Origin of the sequence: Qipengyuania nanhaisediminis, assembly GCF_900115585.1 — a bacterium.
GTDB classification, from domain to species: domain Bacteria; phylum Pseudomonadota; class Alphaproteobacteria; order Sphingomonadales; family Sphingomonadaceae; genus Qipengyuania; species Qipengyuania nanhaisediminis.
In genome coordinates, this window is sequence record NZ_FOWZ01000002.1 from 581,017 (window position 1) to 602,917 (window position 21,901).

Here is a 21,901-nt window from a genome sequence, read left to right on the forward strand (position 1 = left end):
AGCTACGCCTGAAGGTCATACTGCTTGAGGAGATCGTAGAGCGTGGGACGGCTTATCCCGAGGATCTTGGCGCTGTTGGAAATGTTGCCCTGTGTCCTCGCCAGGGCCTTACGGATCATCCTGCGGTCCGCTTCCTCTCGCGCCTGCTTCAGGTTTAGCGCCAGTTCGCCGCCCTCTTCGTCTGCATCCATATCCAGGTCTTCGGCGCTTACCAGCTTGTCGTCGGCCATGATGACGGCGCGTTTGACCCGGTTTTCAAGCTCGCGGACATTGCCCGGCCAGCCCCAATTGTCGATCGCTGCCAATGCGTCGGGCGTGAAGCCCTTCACTCGCGAATTCATCTCGCCCGCGAATTTCGCGAGGAAATGCTTGGCCAGGAGCACAGCATCCCCGGGACGCTCGGTCAGCGAGGGGATCTTCACGACGATCTCTGCCAAACGGTAGAACAGGTCTTCGCGAAAACTGCCCTCGGCAATCATGGCTTCCAGGTTCTGGTGCGTCGCGCAGACGATCCTTGTATCGACCGAAATTGCCTTGCGTCCGCCGATCCGCTCGATGACGCGTTCTTGCAGGAAGCGCAGCAGTTTGACCTGCAGCGGAAGCGGGATATCGCCGACTTCATCGAGGAACAACGTGCCGCCATCGGCGAGCTCGATCTTGCCTTCGTTCGTCTTCACGGCACCGGTGAAGGCACCCTTCTCATGTCCGAAAAGCTCACTCTCCAGCAGGTTTTCGGGAATGGCAGCGCAGTTGATGGCGACAAAAGCGCCATGCTTGCGATCGCTGGACTCGTGCAGGCCTTTTGCGAGCAATTCCTTGCCGGTCCCGCTGGCACCCAGCAACATGACCGACACGTTCGTCGGCGCGACCCGCTCGATCGTGCGTGCGACCTTGGCCATTTCGGGCGCCGCAGTGATCATGGAGCCGAGCACCGTTTTCTCTTCACCCACTTTCTCGGCAAGGCGGCGGTTTTCTGCCTCGATCGTATGTAGCCGGTGAGCCCGATCCACGATCATGCCCAACTGTTCGATGTCGACCGGCTTCTGGTAGAAATCATAGGCCCCGCGCTCGATAGCCTGCAGGGCGCTCTCGCGTGCGCCATGGCCACTGGCTACGACAACCTTGGTATCAGGCTTCATTTCCATGATCGCGTCGAGCACGGCAAAGCCCTCACTCGTACCGTCGGGATCCGGCGGCAGGCCCAGGTCCAGCGTAACGACTGCGGGCTCTTCCGCGCGCAGCAATGCGAGCGCCTGGTCGCGGTTGCCGGCGATCAGGACTTCATAGTCTTCGTAAGCCCATTTCAGCTGTGCCTGGAGACCCTCGTCGTCTTCCACCACCAGAAGCTTGCGTTTGTCCTCGGCCATCAGACCGTCTCCTCGATTAGATCTTTCGGGCCGGAGTAAATTGCCTTGGCAGAGCGCAAGGGCAGGCTGACAGCGAAGCGCGTTCCAAGCCCCTCGCGCGATTCCACGTCGAGGCGCCCGTCCATCGCCCGGATGATTTCGCGCGCTTCATAAGCGCCAATGCCGAAGCCGCCCTCCTTCGACGACACGAACGGCTTGAACAGCCCGTTGCGAACGAAGGCAGGGCTCATACCCTTGCCGTTGTCGATGACCTGGCATTGCCCACTGATACCGTTGCTGAAGGTTTCGATCATGACAGGGATGTCCGCCTCGCTGGCATCGATCGCGTTCTGGACGAGGTGTACAAGGGCCTGCTCCAGCCCTTCCCGATCGCCCACCACTTCGACAGCTTCGCACCGCGCCAGTCTGACCGGGTGGCTGCCTTCGAAGCGGGCCGCGACCTCGCGCGAAATCTCTGCCAGGTCGAAATGCTGCATCTCTTCGCGGGCCCCGGTGCCATACCGTCCAAGTCGGGCAAGCAAGAGATTGAGCTTGTCAGCGCTGTTCTTGAGCGTGACCAGCATATCCTTGCGAAATTCCGGTTTGTCGGCGTGCTTCTCGGCGTTCCTGAGAAGCAGAGACATCTGGCTCGACAGGTTCTTTATGTCGTGCATGACAAACGCCATGCGACGATTGAATTCATCGAAGCGGCTTGCTTCGGACAGCGCTGCCTGACCGCTTTGCTCGGCGAGATAGCTGGCCAACTGGCGGCCAACGATGCCCAGAAGGTCGAAATCTTCCCAGTCCAGTTCGCGCTCGATCGCGGGCCGGGCAAGGATGACTACGCCGACGAGCCGATCGAAGTGAAGGAGGGGCACGGCCGCCCAGACACGCAGTTCTTCGAAGGGCCAGTCGGGCATATGCGCCAGTTCGCCGTGATGTTCCTTTCCCGCACGGACTTCGTCGAAATCGATTATCAGCGCCTCTCGCTCAAGGATCGCCGCGAGATCCGAATTCATCGCACTCGAGGGCAAATCCGCAGTGGGCCAATTCCATTGTGCTCCGAGGGCAAGCGCACCGTCATCTTCAGGCAACAGCAGCAGGCCGCACGGACTGTCGGTAATATCCGCGAGCGCCTTGATCGCCCGCTCCTGCAGGGTGGTTTCGTCAAATCCCGAACGACCGATAGTATTGGTGAAACGGATCCATTCGTTGCGATAGTCATAGCGGTGCTTGAACAGATGCTTCACCGCGGTCACCCGCAACCAGCCGCGCACGCGTTGGGACGGAAGCCAGATCAGCGCCAGAGCCCCTGCCGCCAAGATCAGCCCCACCTGCGTAAGCGCGCGGATATCGCCGCGCAGCATGTCGAGCGAATTCGCCAGCAGCAGCATAAGGATGAAATAGGCGCCGATGACCAGCAGCGAGAGCGAACGGAAGGTCAGCGTCCGGGAGGGGCGAAACTCGAGGCCGGCTGCGTTTGAGTTGAAGCCGACAGCGAATGGCACCGCGATAATTGCCGCAGCCAGTCCGCGAATGGCCTGCAATTCCACCGGAATCTCTCCGGTGAGGTAGCTCAGCGTGTAGAAGTTCAGCGAAAACGCCCACATCCCCGCCAGAGCCGCAGCATTCCAGCGCAGGATGCGCCGGGAAGACAGCGCAGCGCCGACATAAAGGTTATGCAGGAGAACCAGAGCACCGACCACCGTCAGCGCTCTCAGGATCGCGGAAGTTTCGAATATCAGCGTCGCTGCGCCCGGAGCGTTCGCATTGCGCAAGGCCAGCATGACAAGGACGATCTGGAAGGATTCCACCAGCGCCAGGACAATCGCTGCCGGTCGCACGAGCCGCAGGGTCTCATCGCGCCCGTCGTTTGCGAACAGCCGCAGCAAGACGTAAATCCAGGCCAGGTTCTTTGCGACTTCGGTCAATGCGACGATTGGCTGCTCCGCCCCGAAGCTGGCGGCGGCAAAGCACCAGTTTGCTGTAAGGGCCAAGGCTGCCACTGCAGCCCAGCGATCGGAACGCTCGGCCGCGCCGGAACGCGCGATCCACAAGGCAGCAAGTCCGCTCACCAGAGCGCCGAGCAGGAAGCTGACCGAGCCGATGTTTGCCAGCCACGTCATCAGCGCGCGCCCTCCGGCCAGATGATGACCCGAGCCGTTTGCAGCAGGATCAGCAGGTCGAGAAATGGCGAGTAATTTTTCGCGTAGTAGAGGTCGTATTCCAGCTTGCCACGGGCGTCCTCGATGCTCGCACCATAGGGGTAGTTGATTTGCGCCCAACCGGTGATGCCCGGTTTGACCATATGGCGTTCGGCATAGAACGGAAGTTTTTCATCGAGTTCGGCCACGAATTGCGGACGCTCCGGACGCGGGCCGACGAAGCTCATTTCGCCCTTCAACACGCTCCACAGTTGGGGCAATTCATCGATCCGGACGAGACGGATGAAGCGGCCCACGCGGGTGATACGCGGATCGTCTTTTTCCGCCCATTTGATCCCATCCGCCTCGGCGTCCTGACGCATCGAGCGCAGCTTGGGTATCTGGAAGGTCTGCCCGTAGAGGCCGACCCGTTCTTGCCGGTAGAATACCGGTCCCTTGCTCTCCAGCTTCACCAGCAAGGCAAAGAAACCGATAAGTGGAAGGGTGAGCAACAACACGGCCAGGCTTACCACGACGTCGAAGATACGTTTCGCGACCGTAGAGATACGCTGCCCGGCGATGAAACCGTCGGAGAAGATCAACCAGCTCGGATTGAGCGTGTCGAGATCGAGCTTGCCGGTTTCGCGTTCCAGGAAGCCGGACAGATCGCTGACATCGACGCCCTTGGTCTTGACCCGGACCAGGTCTGTCAGCGGCAGGGAATTGCGCCTCTCCTGCATGGCGAGGACGACTTCCTGCGCTCGAATCCGCTCGACATATTTGCCGAGATCGCCGATCTCTTCGCGCTCGACTGCCCCCGGCACCCGTTCTGTGACGGCGCCGCCCATGGCGACGAAGGTCAGGACGCGAAAGCCGCTGTCAGGCCGGTTGGAAAGGTCGAGCAGGCGCTGGGCGCGCGGTCCAGCCCCGAGCACCAGTACCCGCCGGCGAAAGACCTTCGCATCGAGCATTCGCGTCGCGATGAAGCGGTTCAGGACCAGAAACGCCAGACCCAGGGCCATCGCGTAAAGCAGGATCGAACGCCACAGCGCCGTACCCGGCATGACCAGATTGACGAAAGAGATCGTCAGGATGCCGAGGCCAAAGGCCACGAACAACCGCGCGGTCGCGAACCGGATCGAGCGCAAGGCAAGCGGCGTATAGGTACCGACCGCAATCACTGCGAGCCAGACAATCACGGCGAAACCACAGATCGCCACGGCCCGTTCCGAGAAAGGTCCCGGACCGATCGAAAGCTGGAAAGTCCGCAGCTGCCAGCCTGCTTCCCCCGCCAGACCAAGCAAGAGCAGGTCGAACAGGCAAAGCAGCATCACCTCCTTGGGGATGTAGTGCTTGAAGACTCTGATCATGGCAGGCGGCGATACCCCGAAGGTTGGTTAAGCCTTTCCTTACCATGCGATTGGTGAACTGTCGGTAAACTTTACAGCAAAGAAAACGGCGCCCCGAATTACCGGAGCGCCGCCTTGAATCGATAGGAGCCGGGATCAGTTGTTGACGGCGTCGCCAACCGCTTCGCCAGCGTCCTGGGCAGCATCGCCGACCTGCCCGGCCGCTTCGCCTACCTGGTTGGCGGCATCGGTGATCGCCTCGTCCTTGGCAACTTCCGCACCGCCCATCTGCGTGAAAACCACGATTGCTGCGATTGCGGCAACCAGGAGAATGATAGCCATAACCCAGCCGGAGCCGCCGCTGCGACGCGGTTCGTCAGTGACGACCGTGTGAGTGGTATGCGTGTTGCCGTCGGGCGTGCGCGTTTCGGTAATACGTTCTTCTGCCATGGAAAAATCCTTTCCCATCCATGTCTTACTGCGGCGCAAACGCGCGATGGTTCCGCAGCGTTCCCGGCATCATGGTTACCGCTCGCCGAATTCGAACGGGGTGTTACCGCGACGCATCCGGTCGAACTGCAATTTCCTGCCGCGCGGGGGCAGCGAACGCTGGCGACAATTCTGCCTCTGACAGGCCGCGCACCCGGGCCCGATCGGCTGCGCATCGGCGGGATTGAGCGACAATCCCCTCGCCTGCGCAAGGTCCGCGGCCAGCACTGCCTCGATCCCCACTGCGACCACAAAGCGCGCCTCACCCGGCGCTCCGCTGCCCTCCACGCTACGCATCATCGTCAGCCATCCGCCCGCCTGTCCCTCTCCGGCCTGTTCCAGAGCGACGAATTGCGTGACGAGTTCGCCGCCGGTTTCGAACGCGCGATGCGCATCCCACAAAGGACACGATACGTCCGCACTGGCGAAATGCGCCGTGCTCGCGCCGATGAAGCTCTTGGAGAATTGTCCCGCCCGGTCGATGCGGACCATGAAGAACGGCAAGCCCCGCTGCCCTACTCGCTGGAGAGTAGTGAGACGATGCGCCAATTGCTCGAAGCTCACCGAAAAGCGCCGCTCCAGGACGGGAAGATCATATCCTGTCGCCTCGCAGGCGCGCAGGAAGCGGCCGTAAGGCATCAGCAGGGCCGCCGCGAAGTAGCCTTCGAGATGGCGCCTGAACAGGGCGCGAGCGGCCTCGTCCTCGAACTCCGCGCCCTGAGCCACCGCTTCGATCTCGTCGCGTTTTTCCAACTGCGCCACCTTTAGTGCGAGCTGGAAATTGCGCGATGCTGGACCGAGCATTTCCGACAGCTGGATCTGTCTTGCGTGAAGGTCCAAGCGGCTGAGGCTTTCCGGGAGCACATCGCGAGGCAGGATACGAACCGAAAGCTGGTGGCGCTCACGCAGTCGCTCGGTCAAGGCCAGCCCGATGTCTCCGCGCGACAACCGCATTTCATCCGCCAGTCCTTCCGCCGAATGGTCGAGGTCGGCGAAGTGGTTGCGCCACCGTTCGATTTCCCGGCGCGACGCCGCCAAGGCATCGTCATGTATATCGGCACCGGGACCGGCCTTGTCGTACAGCCGGGCGAAGGCCGCCGCGACCTGGGGCGCAGTGGACAGGAACTCTTCTGCCTCGTCGCGGTCGATATCGAGATCGGAGAAGCGTTCATCGGCAAGCCGGCGCATAAGGCCATCGAGGCCACCGACCGCCTCATCCTCCCTAAGAGAGCGGGGATCGAAGTCGAATTTCTCGACCAATGCCATAACAACACGGGCACTCACCGGACGCTGGTTGCGTTCGATCAGGTTGAGATAGCTCGGCGAGATTGCCAGCCGCGTCGCCATGGCCGCCTGGGTCAGGTTTTCGCGTTTACGCAGTCGGCGAATAGCCGGTCCTGCCATGAGAGCGGCGTCCGCCATTTGTAAATTCCTTTACATCATTACACATCGATCTGGCAGATCAGCACGGTTTAGACAACAAATTCTGTAAATTTTCCTGTCGCGGAGCGTCAAATCGCCCCAAGTTCATGAGCAAGGCCACCGCGCCAGAACTTACAGGAGATTCGCCATGACCTATCAAAGCCGCATCGCCGAACTCGGCCAGACCATCTCGGAAAACGGCGCGCCGTGGGGCGCGATCGACGCTGCCAGCGCTGCACGCATGGCCGTCCAGAACCGCTTCCCGACCGGTCTCGACATTGCGCGTTACACCGCCAAGATCATGCGCGAAGACATGGAAGCCTATGACGCCGACCCGGCGAACTACACCCAGTCGCTCGGCTGCTGGCACGGGTTCATCGCGCAGCAGAAGATGATTTCAATCAAGAAACATTTCGGCAGCACGAAGCGTCGTTACCTCTACCTTTCGGGCTGGATGGTTGCCGCTCTGCGCAGCGAATTCGGTCCCCTGCCCGACCAGTCGATGCACGAGAAGACCAGCGTTCCGGCGTTGATCGAGGAACTCTACACCTTCCTGCGCCAGGCCGACGCTCGCGAGCTGGGCGGCATGTTCCGCGAACTCGACGAAGCAAAGGCCAAGGGCGACGCGGTCAACACGCACCGCCTGCTCAAGGAAATCGACGAGCATGAAACGCATGTCGTTCCGATCATCGCGGACATCGACGCAGGTTTCGGTAATGCCGAGGCGACCTACCTGCTCGCAAAGAAGATGATCGAAGCGGGTGCCTGCGCCCTGCAGATCGAAAACCAGGTGTCGGACGAAAAGCAGTGCGGCCACCAGGACGGCAAGGTCACGGTTCCGCACGAGGAATTCCACCAGAAGATCCGTGCGATCCGCTACGCCTTCCTCGAACTCGGCGTTCCCGACGGGATCATTGTTGCCCGCACCGACAGCCTCGGCGCAGGCCTGACCAAGTCCATCGCCTATTCGAAGGAACCGGGCGATCTGGGTGACCAGTACAACAGCTTCCTCGATTGCGACGAAGTGGACGCAGCCGACATCAAGAACGGCCAGGTTTTCATCAGCCGCGACGGCAAGCTGCTCGCGCCCAAGCGCCTGCCCAGCAACCTCTACCAGTTCCGCCCCGGAACCGGTGAAGACCGCTGCGTGCTTGACTGCATCACCGCGCTGGAAGCGGGCGCAGACCTGCTGTGGATCGAAACCGAGAAGCCGCATGTCGAACAGATCGCCGGCATGGTCGATCGTGTTCGCGAAGTGATTCCCAACGCCAAGCTGGTCTACAACAACTCGCCCAGCTTCAACTGGACGCTCAACTTCCGCCAGCAGATCTTCGACAAGTGGGAAGCAGAGGGCAAGGACGTGTCGGGTTACGACCGCACCAAGCTCATGAGCATCGACTACGACGGCACCGAACTGGCCGCCGAAGCCGACGAGAAGATCCGCACCTTCCAGGCCGATGCCGCGAAGCGTGCCGGTATCTTCCACCACCTCATCACGCTGCCGACTTACCACACGGCTGCGCTGAGCACCGACAACCTCGCGAAGGAATACTTCGGCGAACAGGCGATGCTCGGGTACGTCAAGAACGTGCAGCGCGAGGAAATCCGCCAGGGTATCGCTTGCGTGAAGCACCAGAACATGGCTGGTTCGGACATCGGCGATGACCACAAGGAATACTTTGCCGGCGAAGCGGCCCTGAAGGCCGGCGGCAAGGACAACACCATGAACCAGTTCGCTGCAGCCTAACGGAGAGGAAGGATGACTACGATGACCGAAGACACTCCCAAGACCGAGCCGGGCCGCGCACGCGCCCTGTTCTCGACCGCCGATTTCCGTCTCCTGCGCACCGCTCTCACGAGTTACGCGCGCCAGACCGAAGACCGCGAGGAGCTGGCGAAGATAAACGCCCTGCACCATCGTCTGGGGACCTACGTTCCCTCGGACGGTTAAACCGATCGTCCGCGCTCAAGCAGCGATGCGATAGCGCGGACCATACTTTCTCCTGGGGAGGAGAAACGGCCGTCGCAGCACCCCCAATGCTGCGGCGGCCGTCAATTTATGAGTCAGCCTCCGCTGCGTGGCATCAGGTCGAGCGCGGCACCGGCCAGCGCTTCGGCCCCCGTCGCCACCACCTTCTCTGCATCGGGTGCCCAGAACGGCGAATGCAGCGAGGGAAGCGGTTTGCCTTCCTCGTTGAGCGCGGTCAGCATTTCGTCAGTCGTGCCGCTGATCCAGAAGATCATGCTCTTCACGTCTTCGGGCGAAGCGCGGCGGAACTGGCTGAAGTCCTCGCCCCCCATAACCGCCGGCCACTGCATCACGCGCTCCTCGCCGAAACGGGCACGGAAGGATGCGGCGCGTTCTTCGGAGAACTCCGGATCGTTGAAGGTCGAGGGCGTATACGGATCTTCCACCGTCACCACCGGGTGCAGTTCTTCGGGCAGGCCCGCAGTAATCGCCTCGCCCTTCGCGACGCGGCGAATGCCATCGAGCAGCAGCTGGCGGCTTTCATCCGAATAGCTGCGCACGGTCAGCTGCAGCTTGGCTTCATCCGAGATGATGTTGTGCTTGGCGCCTGCATGGAAGCTGCCCACCGTGATCACCGCCGGATCGAGCGGCGAGGAATTGCGGCTCACCACCGTCTGGACCTTCATCACGATGGCGCTGCCGAGCACGATCGGATCGACCGTGGTGTGCGGATAGGCGCCATGTCCGCCGATGCCCTTCACCGTGATGTCGACACTGTCGACATTGGCCAGCGCATAGCCCGGCGTATAGCCGATGGTACCTGCCGGAGCGGGCGCGGCGGCGTCGTGGAAGGCCAGCACGTAGTCCGGCTTGGGAAAGCGCGTGTAGAGCCCGTCCTCGATCATCGCGATCGCGCCAAGGCCCAGCTCCTCCGCCGGCTGCAGGATCATCACCAGCGTGCCCTGCCATTCGTCCTTATGCTCCACCAGCAGCTGCGCGGCGCCGATGAAGCCGGCCATGTGCGTATCGTGGCCGCAGGCGTGCATGACGCCGGTCGTCACGCCGCTGGCAGGCGTTGCCGTTTCCTTGCTGGCGAAAGGAAGCCCGGTCTGTTCGATCACCGGCAGCCCGTCCATGTCCGCGCGCAGCATGACCACCGGACCGTCCCCGTTCTTCATCACCGATACGACGCCGGTCTGGCCGACGCCTTCGGTCACTTCGAAGCCGAGATCGCGCATCCGCTTGGCCAGCTTGGCGGCGGTCTTGTGCTCTTCGAAGCTCAATTCCGGATGCGCATGCAGGTCGCGGTAAAGCTCCATCAGGCCGGGCATATCCTCGGCCAGCGAAGCGCGCAGATCCTGCGCCGAGGCGGGCGTTGCGAAAGCCATCACGGCGAGCGCGGCGAGTGTTGGACGCGAGTTGGACTTCATTGGTATCTCCCCCACAGAGTGGAACATGTGGAACACGGTCCTGGGAAAGGAATCCCTCGGTCCGCATCCGGCGTTCGGTTGCGCGCCTGTCTGGCACGCCGGGCGTCGGTAGGGAAGGCCTACAGCCCGTAAGTGAAGACCAGCGCGCCCGAGAGCGCGACGACCATGATGATCACCAAGGGCACACCGGTGCGCACGTAATCGAAGAATTCGTAGCTGCCTTCCGACATGATCAGCATGTTCGTCTGGTAGGCAATCGGCGTAGCGTAGCAAAGGTTGCAGCCGAACAGCACGGCCAGCACCATCGGTTCCGGCGGCAGGCCCAGCTGGGTCGCAATCGCAAAGGCGATGGGCGTCCCGACCGTGGCCGCCGTGGCATTGGACGCGAAGTTGGTAATCACTGTCATCGTCAGCATGATCACGGCAAGCGCCGCCGCCGGGCTCAGATATTGCAACCCGCTGGCCATCACGAGGCCGATCCAGTCCGCTGCCCCGCTTTCGAGAATCACACGGCCAAGCGCGATACTGGCCGCGACCAGAACGATGACCGAGGCCGACAATGCGCGACCCACGCGGTCGAACTTTACGCATCCGGTCACGAACATCAGGATCGCGCCGAGCAGCGCCGAAATCGCGATCGGAACCTTCAGCAGGTAAAACCCCTGCGCGCCGTAGAAGGGCAGGCCCACCGATGCGAGAGCCACTGCAGCGCCCATGATCGTGGCAGCCAGCACGGCTTTCGAACGACGCGGTAATTCCCGCCGGCCTTCGAGGGTAAGCAGGCCGTCGGCGCGTTCGAAGTGCTCGATATCCGCAGGCAGACCCATCACGAGCAGGACGTCGCCTTCGATCAGGCGCATGTCGCCGCCTTCCGAATACTGGTCCTTTTCGCCCATCAACCGTTCGGGCCTGTGCGTGCCGATCACGGCAACCCCGTAAAGGTCTGCAATCCCGGAGCTCGGCAGCGTCCGGCCGATGAGGCGCGAATCCGCAGTCACGGTCATTTCAACGACCGCGATGTCGACGCCCTTCTCGTGCGAATTGCGACGGATACGGTCGATCACCCAGCTGGGCGCCGCGTCGCCGCGAAGGACAGACATAGCTTCTTCGATCGCTTCGTGGGTGCCGGTCATCAGCAAGCGATGCTGCGGCCTCAGAAGGCCAGGCGGAACATCATGGAACTCGATCCCGTCGGGAAGGCGCGAAGCCACTTCGGACAATTCGCGTCCGTTCAGGACAGAATTCTCGGTAATACGCAGGCGCGTCTCGAACTTGCGCAGGGCGTGGACCTGCTCGATCCGGTTGCTCTTCAGCATGCGCGGCATGACCAGCCAGACATATGGCAAAGCGACCAGGCAGGCGACGATGACGATCGGGGTGAAGTGGAACACGCCCATGCGCTCCATCCCCAGGTCGACCGCGATGGAAACGACGAGGATGTTGGTCGATGTCCCGATGGTGGTCGCAAGACCGCCGAGCAGCGATGCCGCGTTGAGCGGGATCAGCGTTTTCGATGCAGGCATCAGCCCACGTTCCGCCAAGGCGACGAAAATCGGGATGAGCAGGACCAGGACAGGCGTGTTGTTGACGCCCATCGAAAGGACGAAGCACACTACCAGCGAGAACAGCAGTCCCAGCTGCAGGTTTACCTTGAACACCCGCTCGAGAAAGCGCGCTGCGGGCTCAAGTGCGCCTGTAACGACAAGTCCGCGCCCCATGACCATGAGCGCACAGATCGTGATCAGGGCGTAATGGCCAAAGCCCGAGAATGCGAGCTGCAGCCCGTCGGTCGGCGCATTGCCTTCGAGCGGGAAGAAATAGAGGCCGACCGCAATGACCGCGATTGTCAGCAGCGAGATGATTTCAATAGACATTCGCCCGCGCGCAAAGGCGACGAACATGGCGAGGGTAACCGCCATTGCGGCAATCGCGTGATAGGACGGCATGCCGATCATTCGCCGCGATGAATTCCACCGCTACGCAGGAATATCAAGGGTTTTCGCGCTTTGGCGCGCTTCTCAGGCCTGGCTGTGCGACCTTTCCGCCCATAGCAGGGTCAGTGCCAGCAAGGCTGTTGCCGCAGTGCCTGCCCCGCCTGCCGGGAAAGTCCACGCCTTCGCATCCACCAGCGCGAGAAGGTTGAGGCCTATCGCCCCAAACCCCGCGATTGCCGCCAGTACGCCAAGGCCCTTGCCCCATCCCGATCCGCTGCGCGCGAGGCTTGCCCCTACGCCCAATGCCGCCGCACCGATAATGAGCTTGGCGAGGAAATAGAGGAAGAACGCGCCTGCCAGGATGGCCGCAAACAATTGCGGTTCGCTCTCGTTGGCTTCCATTGCCGGTGCGAACATGGACAGGCCCATGCCCACTTGCAGCAGGTTGAGAATGCCCGAAACACCGATGGCGGCCCACAACACCGATTGCTCTGGTCTGCGCACCCCCAGCGAAAGCGCGAGGATTGAGACTGCGGCAAAGGCGAAAAGCTCGGTGAACCACGTGAGCGGCCGCAGCATCTCGTTCTCGGATCCCGACACGACGGTGATGTAGAATATCTGGCTCGCCACGGTGAGCAGAAGCGCTGCGCCGACAGCGCCTACCAGTGATGGTGTTTTCATGATCGGTCCCTTCGCCGCCCCTTGAGGGCTTTCATGCACCACCGTTCGTGCCGGCAGGCAAGAAAGTTACAGCAAAGAGAGAGTGGTACCCCCGGCCGGACTCGAACCGGCACTTCGTAAGAAACTCGATTTTGAGTCGAGCGCGTCTACCAATTCCGCCACGGAGGCCCATGATGGACGGCGGGGATTAGCCCCGCTCGCCCATGCCATCAAGCGCTGTTTTCGCTCTATTTGAGCGCGCCTGCCAGCATCTTGTGCAATTTGGAGTGCAGCACGTCGTTCGCGGCGAGCACCTGCTTCGAATGGATCGGCTGCGAACGGCCGCGGAAGTCGGAGACGAAGCCGCCCGCTTCGCGCACGATCAGGCAACCGGCTGCAGTGTCCCAATCGTTGAGGCCGCTTTCCCAGAAGCCGTCGAACCGGCCTGCGGCAAGCCATGCAAGGTCGAGCGAGGCAGCGCCGAAGCGGCGGATGCCTGCGACATTGGGGCCGATCGCACCGAAAATGCGCGACCATTCGGAGAAGTCGCCATGGCCCTGGAAGGGAATGCCGGTGGCGATCAGGGCTTCCGACGGGCTGCGGCGCGAAGAAACGCGCAGGCGGCCGTCGTGCAGCCATGCACCGCGGCTCTTTTCCGCCCAGAAGGTTTCGTCGGTGACGGGGTTGTAGACGACGGCAGCGGTCACATCGCCCCAGTCGTCGCTGCCCAGCTTGCGTTCCTGCACCGCGATGCTGATCGCGAAATGCGGAATGCCGTGAAGGAAGTTGCTGGTGCCGTCGAGCGGATCAACGATCCAGCGCGGCATGCCGTCTGCACCTTCGATGGTGCCGGCTTCTTCCATTTCGAAGCCCCAGTCGGGACGCGCCTGGAGCAGTTCGTCGTAGATCGTACGCTCGGCGCGCATGTCGGCCTTCGACACGAAGTCGGCGGGGCCCTTGCGGCTTACCTGGAGGTGTTCGATCTCGCCGAAATCGCGGCGCAGGCGGCCACCCGCCTTGCGCGCGGCTTTCTCCATCACGCGGATCAGTCCGGAAATTGCGGCCATGGGTATCTCTTACTCGGTGAGCACGCGGATCGAACGGGCTTGCAGGTGGATGTCTCCCCACTCGCAGGCCATGTCGAATTTGGTGCCTTCAATGTTGAATTTGTCGATTGCGAAGCGGCGTTGCTTGGCCTCGCTACCGGTTTCGCGGCGGTCGAGGCTAAGCTTGGAAATGCCCGCGAATTTGAGCATTCCGGGGTGGAAGCAGCATTCCTCGCCCTCACCCGGCGCCTCGTATTCGGGGTGCTCGGGCTCGAGGCAGAAATCCATCTCCAGCGTCAGTTCGTCATCGTTGATGATGACTGCACGCAGGGTGCTCCTGGCGATATCGACATTGTCGAACCGGCTGGCGATGGACTTGCCCACGGATCAGGACGCCTTGCCGACGTAGCTCTGTTCGTAGACGTCGACGATGATGCGCGTGCCGCTTTCGATGTGCGGCGGGACCATGATGCGAACGCCATTGTCGAGCACGGCGGGCTTGTAGCTGGACGAAGCGGTCTGGCCCTTCACCACGGCATCGGCCTCGACGATTTCGGCTTCGATCTGTGCGGGCAGTTCGACCGAGATCGGCTTTTCTTCCCACAGCTCCAGCTTCACCTGCATGCCGTCCTGAAGGAACGGGCGGGCATCGCCCAGGAGGTCGCTCGGCAGGTTGATCTGCTCGTAGGTGTTCTGGTCCATGAAGACGAGCATGTCGCCGTCTTCATAGAGGAACTGGTATTCCTGCGTATCGAGGCGCACCTTCTCGACCGTGTCGGCGCTGCGGAAGCGGACGTTGGTCTTGCGGCCATCCTGCAGGTTCTTCATCTCGACCTGCATGTAGGCGCCGCCCTTGCCGGGCTGGGTGTGCTGGATCTTGGCGACCTTCCAGATGCCGCCTTCGTATTCGATGATGTTGCCCGGACGGATGTCCACGCCGCTGATCTTCATGAGGAACCTGCCTTCGATGTGAAAGAGCGCCGCCCCTTGGATGACACGCGGATTCGTGCGGGGCGGTCGTGCGCCGCGCGCCTTACCCGAGCCGGGGCCAAGGGGCAAGGCAATGGAAAATTCAGCTTGTCCGCCCTATATGGGTTGGCGGAGGAATTGGTCATGATACGCCGCATCGCTATCGGCATCGCTACTGCTTCGCTTTGCACGCTCGTCCCCGCCACGGGACAGGCGCAGGGCCGCCTGGGCCTGCTCGAACAGGGCGAATATGTCTGCGCCCTGCCCGGAAGCGCGACCGGGCCTGCCTGGCAGGAGATGGAAGCGCATAATTTCGCGATAACCGGGGCCTCCAGCTATCGCACCGACAAGGGCGTCGGCACCTACCTGCTCGAAGGCAAGCGCGTCACCTTTACCCGCGGCCCGATGAAGGGGCATCGCATGATGCTGCTTTCATCCGGCCTGCTGCAGGAACTGGAACGCGACGGAAAGCTGGGCCGCCTGCGCTGTCACCGCTCCGGCCCGCTCGTAGACTGACCTACTGCTGTCCGGTGAGCAGCGGATAGGGGTTCACCGCGTTGGCGGGCTCCCACCACTCCGCATCGGCTGTCGTCTGCAATACCGCGAAATGCAGATGCGGCGCCTCTTCCGAGGCATTGCCGCTGGAGCCGACCGTGCCGAGCCGCTGACCGCGGCGCACGCGCTGGCCCTCTTTCAGCCCTTCCGCATATTCATCGAGATGGGCGTAGTAATGGATCGTCTCGCCATCGTTCGAGCGTACGTAGATCGTATTTCCGCCCGCATCCGAGCGGAACAGCTTTTCCACCGTACCGGGGGCTGCCGCCACGACACTGGTCCCTGTCGGGGCCATGATGTCGATCGCTTCGTGCAGGCGCACGCCTTCCCCGCGCGAATCGCTGAAGGTATCGGTCAGGTCGGATATGCGGATGTTCTTGACCGGGATCAGCAGCCTGTTGCTGGCATTCTGCGCCGGTGATGTCGGCATTGCCGTATCGAGGCCGGCGGCTTCTTCCGCAGTTTCATCGCCGGTGGGAGTGGCCTCCGGGCTCGGCGCGACTTCGGCAGGGCGGGTGTTCTTGCGCTGGCTTTCGCTGGTCGCGTTTTCGATCAGGCTCCCCCCCGCCACGATCCAGACGATGCTGGTAATCGTGGCGGTGACGACGATGGTGAGAATGCGGTCGACGATATTCATGTCCCCTCCCTAGCCGATCAGGCTTCGAATATCACCTGTGTCGACGGCGACACCATTCGCGCAAGCCGAGCAGCGTCCCAATTGGTCAGGCGAACACAGCCGCTGCTCTGCGCGCGGCCGATGGTTTCCGGCTCCGGCGTGCCGTGGATGCCATAGTGTTCCTTCGACAGGTCGATCCACACGACACCCACCGGGCCATTGGGACCGGGGGGAAGCTGGAAGGTTTCGCCCTCACCTTCGCCAAGCACCTCGGGATCGTAGGAATATGGCGGGTTATAGGCTTCACCCAGGATATCCCATTCGCCGATCGGCAGAGGGAACTGGCTGGAGCCGGAGCTGACGGTGAACATGGCGACCAGCTTGTCGCCCTGGTACGCCTTGAGCGTATCTTCGGACTTGCTCACGACAATGCGATCGACCTCGGGCTGGTCGCTACCGACGCCGAGCGCGGCCAGCGTCTGCTGCCAGCCCTTGTCGGTGATCGCACCCGGCTCGATCGCGTCGCCGCCGATATTCGGAACGCGGATTTGCTGGCCTGCGCGGAAATAGCCATCGCCGGGACGCTTGGTCGGGGGCGCATCGGCCTCTGCATCATTCGTGTTCGACTGGTCCGTATCCGAAGCACCCGCAGGACGACCGTTGGGGTTAAGCTGGCGCAGCACCTCGACCGTGGTGTGGAAACGCTCGGCCAGCTTCTCGTCGAGCGAGGTGTAACCGAGGTTTTCCATCTCGGCCTTCTTGGCCGTGTCTTCGGGAATTTCCTTGAATTCGATATCGCCCCAGCTGGCCGGGATCGTCACGACACGCGTAGCGGGAATGCGGTCCCATTCGGCAAGGGCGCTCTTGGTCTTTTCGTCGAGCTTGCCGGTCACTTCGAGGTCGTTCGCTTCCTGGAAGCCGGTCAGAGCGTTCTCGGTGCTCATGCCCATCTTGCCGTCGATCACGCCGGGACCGAAACCGATCCGGTCGAGCACGACCTGTGCCTGCATTACGGGACGATCTTCGGGATCTTCGATCTGCGCGTCGGAATTGCCTGACGTGTCGCTCGCATCGTCGTTCGATGCCATGCTGTCGGCGTAATTGTCGTCGCTATAGGTCTCGTAGCCCTGGTCGGGCGCGGACCGGGTCTCTGCCGAAGCGGTGTTCGTATCGGTGTCGTCCTCCGCACCATCCATGCCGCAGGCGGCAAGAGCGAGGGACGAGGCGGCGATAAACAGGAATTGGCGCATGAGTGCTCCCCAAAAACGGGGCGCAGACCGCCCCTTTCGGAAGTTACAACTCACGCAGCGGCGATTTGCTCCGCAAAGGCTTGAACTGCCTCGACTTCATCGCCCGACCAGACCGCGCCCGACACGGCCAGGAAGTCTGCGCCGGCCTCGATCAGGGGCTTGCAATTGGCAGGCGTGATGCCGCCGATCGCGACCGAGGGGATTTCGACCATCTCGTGCCACCATTCGAGCAGGTCCGTGCCCGCCGTGTGCTCGGTTTCCTTGGTCGTGCTGGGGAAGAAGGCTCCGAATGCGACGTAGTCTGCACCGGCTTCGCCCGCTTCCAAGGCAAGGTGGCGAGAGCCATGGCAGGTCACGCCGATCTGCGCGTCGCGGCCCAATTCTTCGCGCGCCTCGCGCGGGTCGCCATCGCCCTGCCCCAAATGGACGCCATCGACGCGGAGCCGCTTGGCGAGCGCTATGTCGTCATTGACGATGAACGCGACTTCACGCGCCGCGCAGATTTCCTGCAGCGGCTCTGCCAATGCGGCGGCATCGTGCTGGTCCAGTCCCTTCACGCGGAACTGGAACGCGGTCACGACGCCCTTGCCGGCATCGAGCGCCCGTTCGAGACGCTGGGGAAAATCCCCGCCCGTTTCGAGCGGGGAGATCAGGTAAAGCTGGCACGGTGTTTCGGTCATCCAACGCGCTCTATCGCCGCATGACCGATAGGCCAAGCAGATCGTCTATCGGATCAGGCGCCGGTGCTGGCGCAGGCGATCTCGTCTATCGCATTGCCCAGCGCCTGGTCGAACTGCTGGTCGTCCATCTTGGCCTGAAGCACTTCGAGAAGCGCGCGGCTGAAACTGGCGATCATGCCGTCGTTCTTCGCCAGTTCACGGCAGGCGTCCTCGCGGCTGTAACCGCCCGACAGTGCCACCACGCGCAGCACCTTGGGATGGTCGATCAGCGGCTTGTAGAGGTTCGGCTCGCTCGGGATGGTGAGCTTGAGCATGACCTGCTTGCCTTCCGGAACGCGCTCCAGCTGGTCGAGCATGTTGGACAGCAGCAGGGCTTCGGCCTGCGGACGGCTGACGCTGTCGAGGCTGACTTCCGGCTCGAGGATCGGAACGAGACCGAAGGACAGGATTTCGAGGCCGTAATCCATCTGCTGCGCGACGTTGGCAGCGACGCCTTCGCGGTTCGCTTCGTGGATGACCGAACGCATTTTCGTGCCGAAGACGCCCAGTTCCTTGGCGCGCTTGCACATCGCTTCGAGTTCGGGGATCGGCTTCATCAGCTGCGCGCCGTTCTCGACGTCGTGCATGCCCTTGTCGACCTTGAGGAAAGGGACCACGCCGCGGCGGCTCAAAAGTTCGGGAATGGGCGAACCTTCGGCGTTGCAGCCTTCCATGGTCTTTTCGAACAGGATCGCACCGATCACCTTGCCATTCGAGAAGGACGGGGAATCGACGATCCGGCAGCGCATTTCGTGGATCTTGGCGAACATCTCGTCATCGCCGTCCCACTCGCCGTCTTCCACGCCATAGGCCCGGAGCGCCTTGGGAGTGGAACCGCCCGACTGGTCGAGAGCCGCGATAAAGCCCTGTCCGTCGCGCATTTTCGCCGTCATTTCCTCGAAATTCATGTCCGTCCTCGCTGGTGCATGCATAGGTATGCGCGGCCCATACAAAGGGCTTCGCCCTGCCGCAACGCCCTGCCGGTAACTTTACCCGCCCTCGTTCGTAATAGTGGCAAAGGAGAGACAATGCTGGACGATACGCAAGAGCGCCTGTGCGCCGAGAACAAGACGGACTTTTCCGATCTCAAGGCGCTGACGATCAACTGTACGCTGAAGCGATCGCCCGACGGCTCGCACACGGAGAAGCTGCTTGGCGTGGTCGAGACGATCCTGGTGCGAAACGACGTCTCGCTCGAGCAGGTAAGACTGGTCGATCATGACATCGCGCCGGGCGTCTATCCCGACATGACGGAGCATGGCGCACCGAATGACGACTGGCCGGCAATCTGGGAGAAGGTCGAGGCCGCCGATATTCTGGTGATCGGCACGCCGATCTGGCTGGGCGAGAAATCATCCGTCTGCCAGCGCCTCATCGAAAGGCTTTATGCCCACTCCGGCCAGCGCAACGATCGGGGTCAGTATATCTTCTACGGCAAGGTCGGGGGCTGCATCGTCACCGGCAATGAAGACGGGATCAAGCACGTCGGCATGGGCGTGCTCTATTCATTGCAGCACGTCGGCTACACTATCCCGCCGCAAGCCGATGCGGGCTGGATCGGCGAGGCAGGGCCCGGTCCGAGCTATGGCGACGCGAAGGAAGACGGATCGGGCTATGTCGGTTTCGACAACGACTTCACCAAGCGCAACACGACCTTCATGACCTGGAACCTGATGCACATGGCGCGCATGCTGAAGGACGCAGGCGGCGTCCCCTGCCACGGCAATTCGGTCGATCTGTGGAACGAGGGCCGCCGCTTCGACGCGCCAAACCCCGAATACCGCTAGGCCGTCAGCGCAGCGACGCCGGGAAGGTCCTTGCCTTCCATCCATTCGAGGAAAGCGCCGCCTGCGGTCGAAACGAAGGTAAAATCGTCCTTCACCCCGGCATGGGCAAGCGCTGCGACGGTGTCGCCCCCGCCTGCGACCGAGGTGAGCGAACCGTCCTGCGTCAGTGCAGCAGCGGTGCGCGCGAGCGCAACGGTCGCTGCATCGAAAGGCTCAGTCTCGAAGGCCCCAAGCGGGCCGTTCCACACCAGCGTGCGGCAGGTCTTGAGCACATCGCCCAAGGCTTCGACCGCCTGCGGGCCGACATCGAGGATCATCTCGTCCGGGCCGACCTCGTGGACGTTGCAGGTCCGCAGCGATGCGGGGTTCGCCGCAAATTCCTTCGCCACCACGACATCGTAGGGCAGGTGCACGGTGCAACCGGCGTGATCGGCCGTGTCCATGATCTTGTTCGCGGTAGCCGTCAGATCATGTTCGCACAGCGACTTGCCGACATCCACACCGCGCGCGGCGAGGAAAGTATTGGCCATGCCGCCGCCGATGATCAGGTGCTGGACGCGGCCGACCAGATTTTCGAGAACGTCGAGCTTGGTCGAGACCTTGGCCCCGCCCACCACTGCTGCGACCGGCGTTTCCGGGTTGCCGAGCGCGGCGTCGAGGGCCTTGAGTTCGGCCTCCATCGCGCGTCCCGCATAGGCCGGAAGATGATGCGCCAGTCCCTCGGTCGAGGCATGGGCGCGGTGCGCGGCAGAAAAAGCGTCGTTGACGTAGAAGTCGCCGTGGGCGGCAATGCCCTTGGCAAATTCGGAATCGTTGGCTTCTTCGCCCGGCCAGAATCGGACATTGTCCAGCAGGCCGATATCGCCATTGCGCAAGATGCCGATCGACTGTTCGACCACCGGGCCCATGACCTCGGGGATGAACATGATCTCCTTGCCCAGCACTTCTTCCACGTCGCCTTGCACGAAGCTGGTCGACATGGTCGAATGGCGCTGCCCCTTGGGACGGCCGTAATGAGCCAGCAGCAGGACCTTCGCGCCCTTCTCGGTCAGTTCGAGAATGGTCGGCTTGACCGCCTCGACGCGCGTCACGTCGGTAGCGGAGCCGTCCTTCATCGGCAGGTTGAGATCGACGCGCACGAGCGCGACCTTGCCTGCAATGTCGCCGAGGTCGTCGAGGGTCCTGAAGCTGGCCATCATCGCGTTCCTTAGAGGAACTTCGCCATGACACCGGCGGTGTCGATCATGCGATTGGAGAAGCCCCACTCGTTGTCATACCACGAAACCACGCGGGCCAGCTTGCCTTCCATGACGCTGGTTTCGAGGCTGTCGATAGTCGAGCTTGCGGGATAGTGGTTGAAGTCGCTCGAGACGAGCGGCTGGTCGGTGTAGTCGAGAACGCCTTTCATCGGACCTTCGGCAGCGGCCTTGAGGGCTGCGTTCAGTTCTTCCGCGCTGGTGTCGCGGCCCGGCGTGAAGACGAGGTCGACAAGGCTGACGTTCGGCGTCGGCACACGGACCGAGCTGCCGTCGAGCTTGCCGGCGAGTTCCGGCAGGACCAGGCCGACCGCGCGGGCAGCGCCGGTGGTGGTCGGGATCATGTTCTGCGCACCGCCGCGGGCACGGCGCATGTCGCCATGCATCTGGTCGAGCATGCGCTGGTCATTGGTGTAGCTGTGGATCGTGGTCATGAAACCGCGCTCGATGCCGACGGTATCGTGCAGCACCTTGGCCATCGGCGAGAGACAGTTGGTGGTGCAGCTGGCGTTCGAGACGATCACGTCTTCGGCGGTCAGGACATCGTGGTTCACGCCGTAGACAATGGTTGCCGAAACGCCCTTCGCCGGGGCCGAAATCAGGACACGCTTCGCGCCTGCGTCGAGGTGCGGACGGCAGGCTTCGTCGGACTGGAAGAAGCCGGTGCATTCGAGGACGATGTCGACGCCCTGTTCGCCATGCGGCAGCTTGCCGGGTTCGCGCTCGGAAGTAACGGCAATCGACTTGCCGTTCACGATGATGGCATTGTCGCCGACTTCCACCGTGCCGGGGAAACGGCCGTGCGTGCTGTCGTACTGGAACAGCAGGGCATTCGACTTGGTGTCGGCCAGATCGTTGATCGACACGAGGTCGAGATCGTGATCGTCACGCTCCAGGATAGCGCGCGCCACCAGGCGACCGATGCGTCCGAAACCGTTGATTGCAACCTTGGTAGCCATG

At 62.3% G+C, this 21,901-nt stretch carries 21 protein-coding genes and 1 tRNA gene; 4 read left to right on the forward strand and 18 right to left on the reverse strand.

Annotated features, from left to right (window positions below):
- Window positions 1-2: 2 nt before the first annotated feature.
- The 5 genes from prsR to BM173_RS08470 all read right to left on the reverse strand — a co-directional run bounded on the left by prsR (window position 3) and on the right by BM173_RS08470 (window position 6,750).
- On the reverse strand, window positions 3-1,367 hold the full coding sequence (prsR, locus tag BM173_RS08450) for a PEP-CTERM-box response regulator transcription factor (protein ID WP_090479945.1): 1,365 nt from the start codon (window positions 1,365-1,367) through the stop codon (window positions 3-5).
- On the reverse strand, window positions 1,367-3,472 hold the full coding sequence (gene prsK / locus BM173_RS08455; protein WP_090479947.1) for an XrtA/PEP-CTERM system histidine kinase PrsK: 2,106 nt from the start codon (window positions 3,470-3,472) through the stop codon (window positions 1,367-1,369). The genes prsR and prsK overlap by 1 nt, the downstream gene beginning before the upstream one ends.
- Complete coding sequence (locus BM173_RS08460) at window positions 3,472-4,860, reverse strand: TIGR03013 family XrtA/PEP-CTERM system glycosyltransferase (RefSeq protein ID WP_090479950.1); 1,389 nt, start codon at window positions 4,858-4,860, stop codon at window positions 3,472-3,474. Before BM173_RS08460 ends, prsK begins: the two co-directional genes overlap by 1 nt.
- A 135-nt stretch (window positions 4,861-4,995) precedes the next feature.
- Complete coding sequence (locus tag BM173_RS08465; RefSeq protein WP_090479952.1) at window positions 4,996-5,289, reverse strand: hypothetical protein; 294 nt, start codon at window positions 5,287-5,289, stop codon at window positions 4,996-4,998.
- A gap of 75 nt (window positions 5,290-5,364) precedes the next feature.
- Window positions 5,365-6,750 carry a helix-turn-helix domain-containing protein gene (locus tag BM173_RS08470; protein ID WP_090479955.1) on the reverse strand — a complete coding sequence of 462 codons (1,386 nt, stop codon included), beginning with the start codon at window positions 6,748-6,750 and terminating at the stop codon, window positions 5,365-5,367.
- A 148-nt stretch (window positions 6,751-6,898) separates the two neighbouring features.
- Between BM173_RS08470 and BM173_RS08475 the strand changes: the two genes are divergently transcribed.
- Window positions 6,899-8,497: an isocitrate lyase gene (locus BM173_RS08475; protein ID WP_090479957.1), complete on the forward strand. Its 1,599-nt coding sequence runs from the start codon at window positions 6,899-6,901 to the stop codon at window positions 8,495-8,497.
- 21 nt (window positions 8,498-8,518) lie between these two features.
- Window positions 8,519-8,701, forward strand: coding sequence for a hypothetical protein (locus tag BM173_RS08480; RefSeq protein ID WP_006832439.1), 183 nt, complete (start codon window positions 8,519-8,521; stop codon window positions 8,699-8,701).
- A gap of 113 nt (window positions 8,702-8,814) precedes the next feature.
- Here the strand turns inward: BM173_RS08480 and BM173_RS08485 are convergent, their stop codons facing one another.
- The 7 genes from BM173_RS08485 to efp all read right to left on the reverse strand — a co-directional run bounded on the left by BM173_RS08485 (window position 8,815) and on the right by efp (window position 14,740).
- Window positions 8,815-10,149, reverse strand: coding sequence for an amidohydrolase (locus BM173_RS08485; protein WP_090479961.1), 1,335 nt, complete (start codon window positions 10,147-10,149; stop codon window positions 8,815-8,817).
- Window positions 10,150-10,268: 119 nt separating this feature from the next.
- Window positions 10,269-12,104, reverse strand: a complete 1,836-nt coding sequence (locus BM173_RS08490; protein WP_177201845.1) for an SLC13 family permease — start codon at window positions 12,102-12,104, stop codon at window positions 10,269-10,271.
- 63 nt (window positions 12,105-12,167) lie between these two features.
- Entirely contained in the window at window positions 12,168-12,764 is a 597-nt protein-coding gene (locus tag BM173_RS08495; protein ID WP_090479964.1) for a hypothetical protein, read from the reverse strand.
- 83 nt (window positions 12,765-12,847) lie between these two features.
- Window positions 12,848-12,932: transfer RNA gene (locus BM173_RS08500), tRNA-Leu, on the reverse strand.
- Window positions 12,933-12,991: 59 nt separating this feature from the next.
- Window positions 12,992-13,810 carry an inositol monophosphatase family protein gene (locus BM173_RS08505; RefSeq protein ID WP_090479967.1) on the reverse strand — a complete coding sequence of 273 codons (819 nt, stop codon included), beginning with the start codon at window positions 13,808-13,810 and terminating at the stop codon, window positions 12,992-12,994.
- Window positions 13,811-13,819: 9 nt separating this feature from the next.
- Complete coding sequence (locus tag BM173_RS08510) at window positions 13,820-14,173, reverse strand: hypothetical protein (RefSeq protein WP_090479969.1); 354 nt, start codon at window positions 14,171-14,173, stop codon at window positions 13,820-13,822.
- A 3-nt stretch (window positions 14,174-14,176) separates the two neighbouring features.
- Complete coding sequence (gene efp / locus BM173_RS08515) at window positions 14,177-14,740, reverse strand: elongation factor P (RefSeq protein ID WP_090480322.1); 564 nt, start codon at window positions 14,738-14,740, stop codon at window positions 14,177-14,179.
- Window positions 14,741-14,902: 162 nt separating this feature from the next.
- Between efp and BM173_RS08520 the strand changes: the two genes are divergently transcribed.
- Entirely contained in the window at window positions 14,903-15,274 is a 372-nt protein-coding gene (locus BM173_RS08520) for an elongation factor P (RefSeq protein ID WP_245755825.1), read from the forward strand.
- Window position 15,275: 1 nt separating this feature from the next.
- Here the strand turns inward: BM173_RS08520 and BM173_RS08525 are convergent, their stop codons facing one another.
- From BM173_RS08525 to BM173_RS08540, 4 genes are read right to left on the reverse strand one after another with little or no spacing between them, the layout of a single operon-like run.
- The gene (locus BM173_RS08525) at window positions 15,276-15,950 is read right to left on the reverse strand and encodes a M23 family metallopeptidase (protein ID WP_090479972.1); all 675 of its coding nucleotides are present in this window, start codon (window positions 15,948-15,950) and stop codon (window positions 15,276-15,278) included.
- Window positions 15,951-15,967: 17 nt separating this feature from the next.
- Window positions 15,968-17,179, reverse strand: a complete 1,212-nt coding sequence (locus BM173_RS08530) for a L,D-transpeptidase family protein (protein WP_245755826.1) — start codon at window positions 17,177-17,179, stop codon at window positions 15,968-15,970.
- A gap of 50 nt (window positions 17,180-17,229) precedes the next feature.
- Window positions 17,230-17,859, reverse strand: coding sequence for a thiamine phosphate synthase (gene thiE / locus BM173_RS08535; protein WP_090479976.1), 630 nt, complete (start codon window positions 17,857-17,859; stop codon window positions 17,230-17,232).
- A 53-nt stretch (window positions 17,860-17,912) separates the two neighbouring features.
- A complete protein-coding gene (locus tag BM173_RS08540; RefSeq protein WP_090479980.1) occupies window positions 17,913-18,806 on the reverse strand; it encodes a fructose bisphosphate aldolase in 894 nt (297 codons plus the stop codon).
- A 120-nt stretch (window positions 18,807-18,926) separates the two neighbouring features.
- Here BM173_RS08540 and BM173_RS08545 point away from each other — a divergent pair, with 120 nt between their 5' ends.
- Entirely contained in the window at window positions 18,927-19,685 is a 759-nt protein-coding gene (locus BM173_RS08545) for a flavodoxin family protein (protein ID WP_090479983.1), read from the forward strand.
- On the opposite strand, the gene BM173_RS08550 is transcribed toward BM173_RS08545, so the two are convergent.
- Both BM173_RS08550 and gap read right to left on the reverse strand, forming a co-directional pair.
- Complete coding sequence (locus BM173_RS08550) at window positions 19,682-20,881, reverse strand: phosphoglycerate kinase (RefSeq protein ID WP_090480334.1); 1,200 nt, start codon at window positions 20,879-20,881, stop codon at window positions 19,682-19,684. The genes BM173_RS08545 and BM173_RS08550 overlap by 4 nt on opposite strands.
- Before the next feature lie 11 nt (window positions 20,882-20,892).
- Window positions 20,893-21,900 (reverse strand): type I glyceraldehyde-3-phosphate dehydrogenase, encoded by a 1,008-nt coding sequence (gene gap, locus BM173_RS08555; protein ID WP_090479986.1) that lies wholly within the window; start codon window positions 21,898-21,900, stop codon window positions 20,893-20,895.
- Between the last annotated feature and the right edge of the window lies 1 nt (window position 21,901).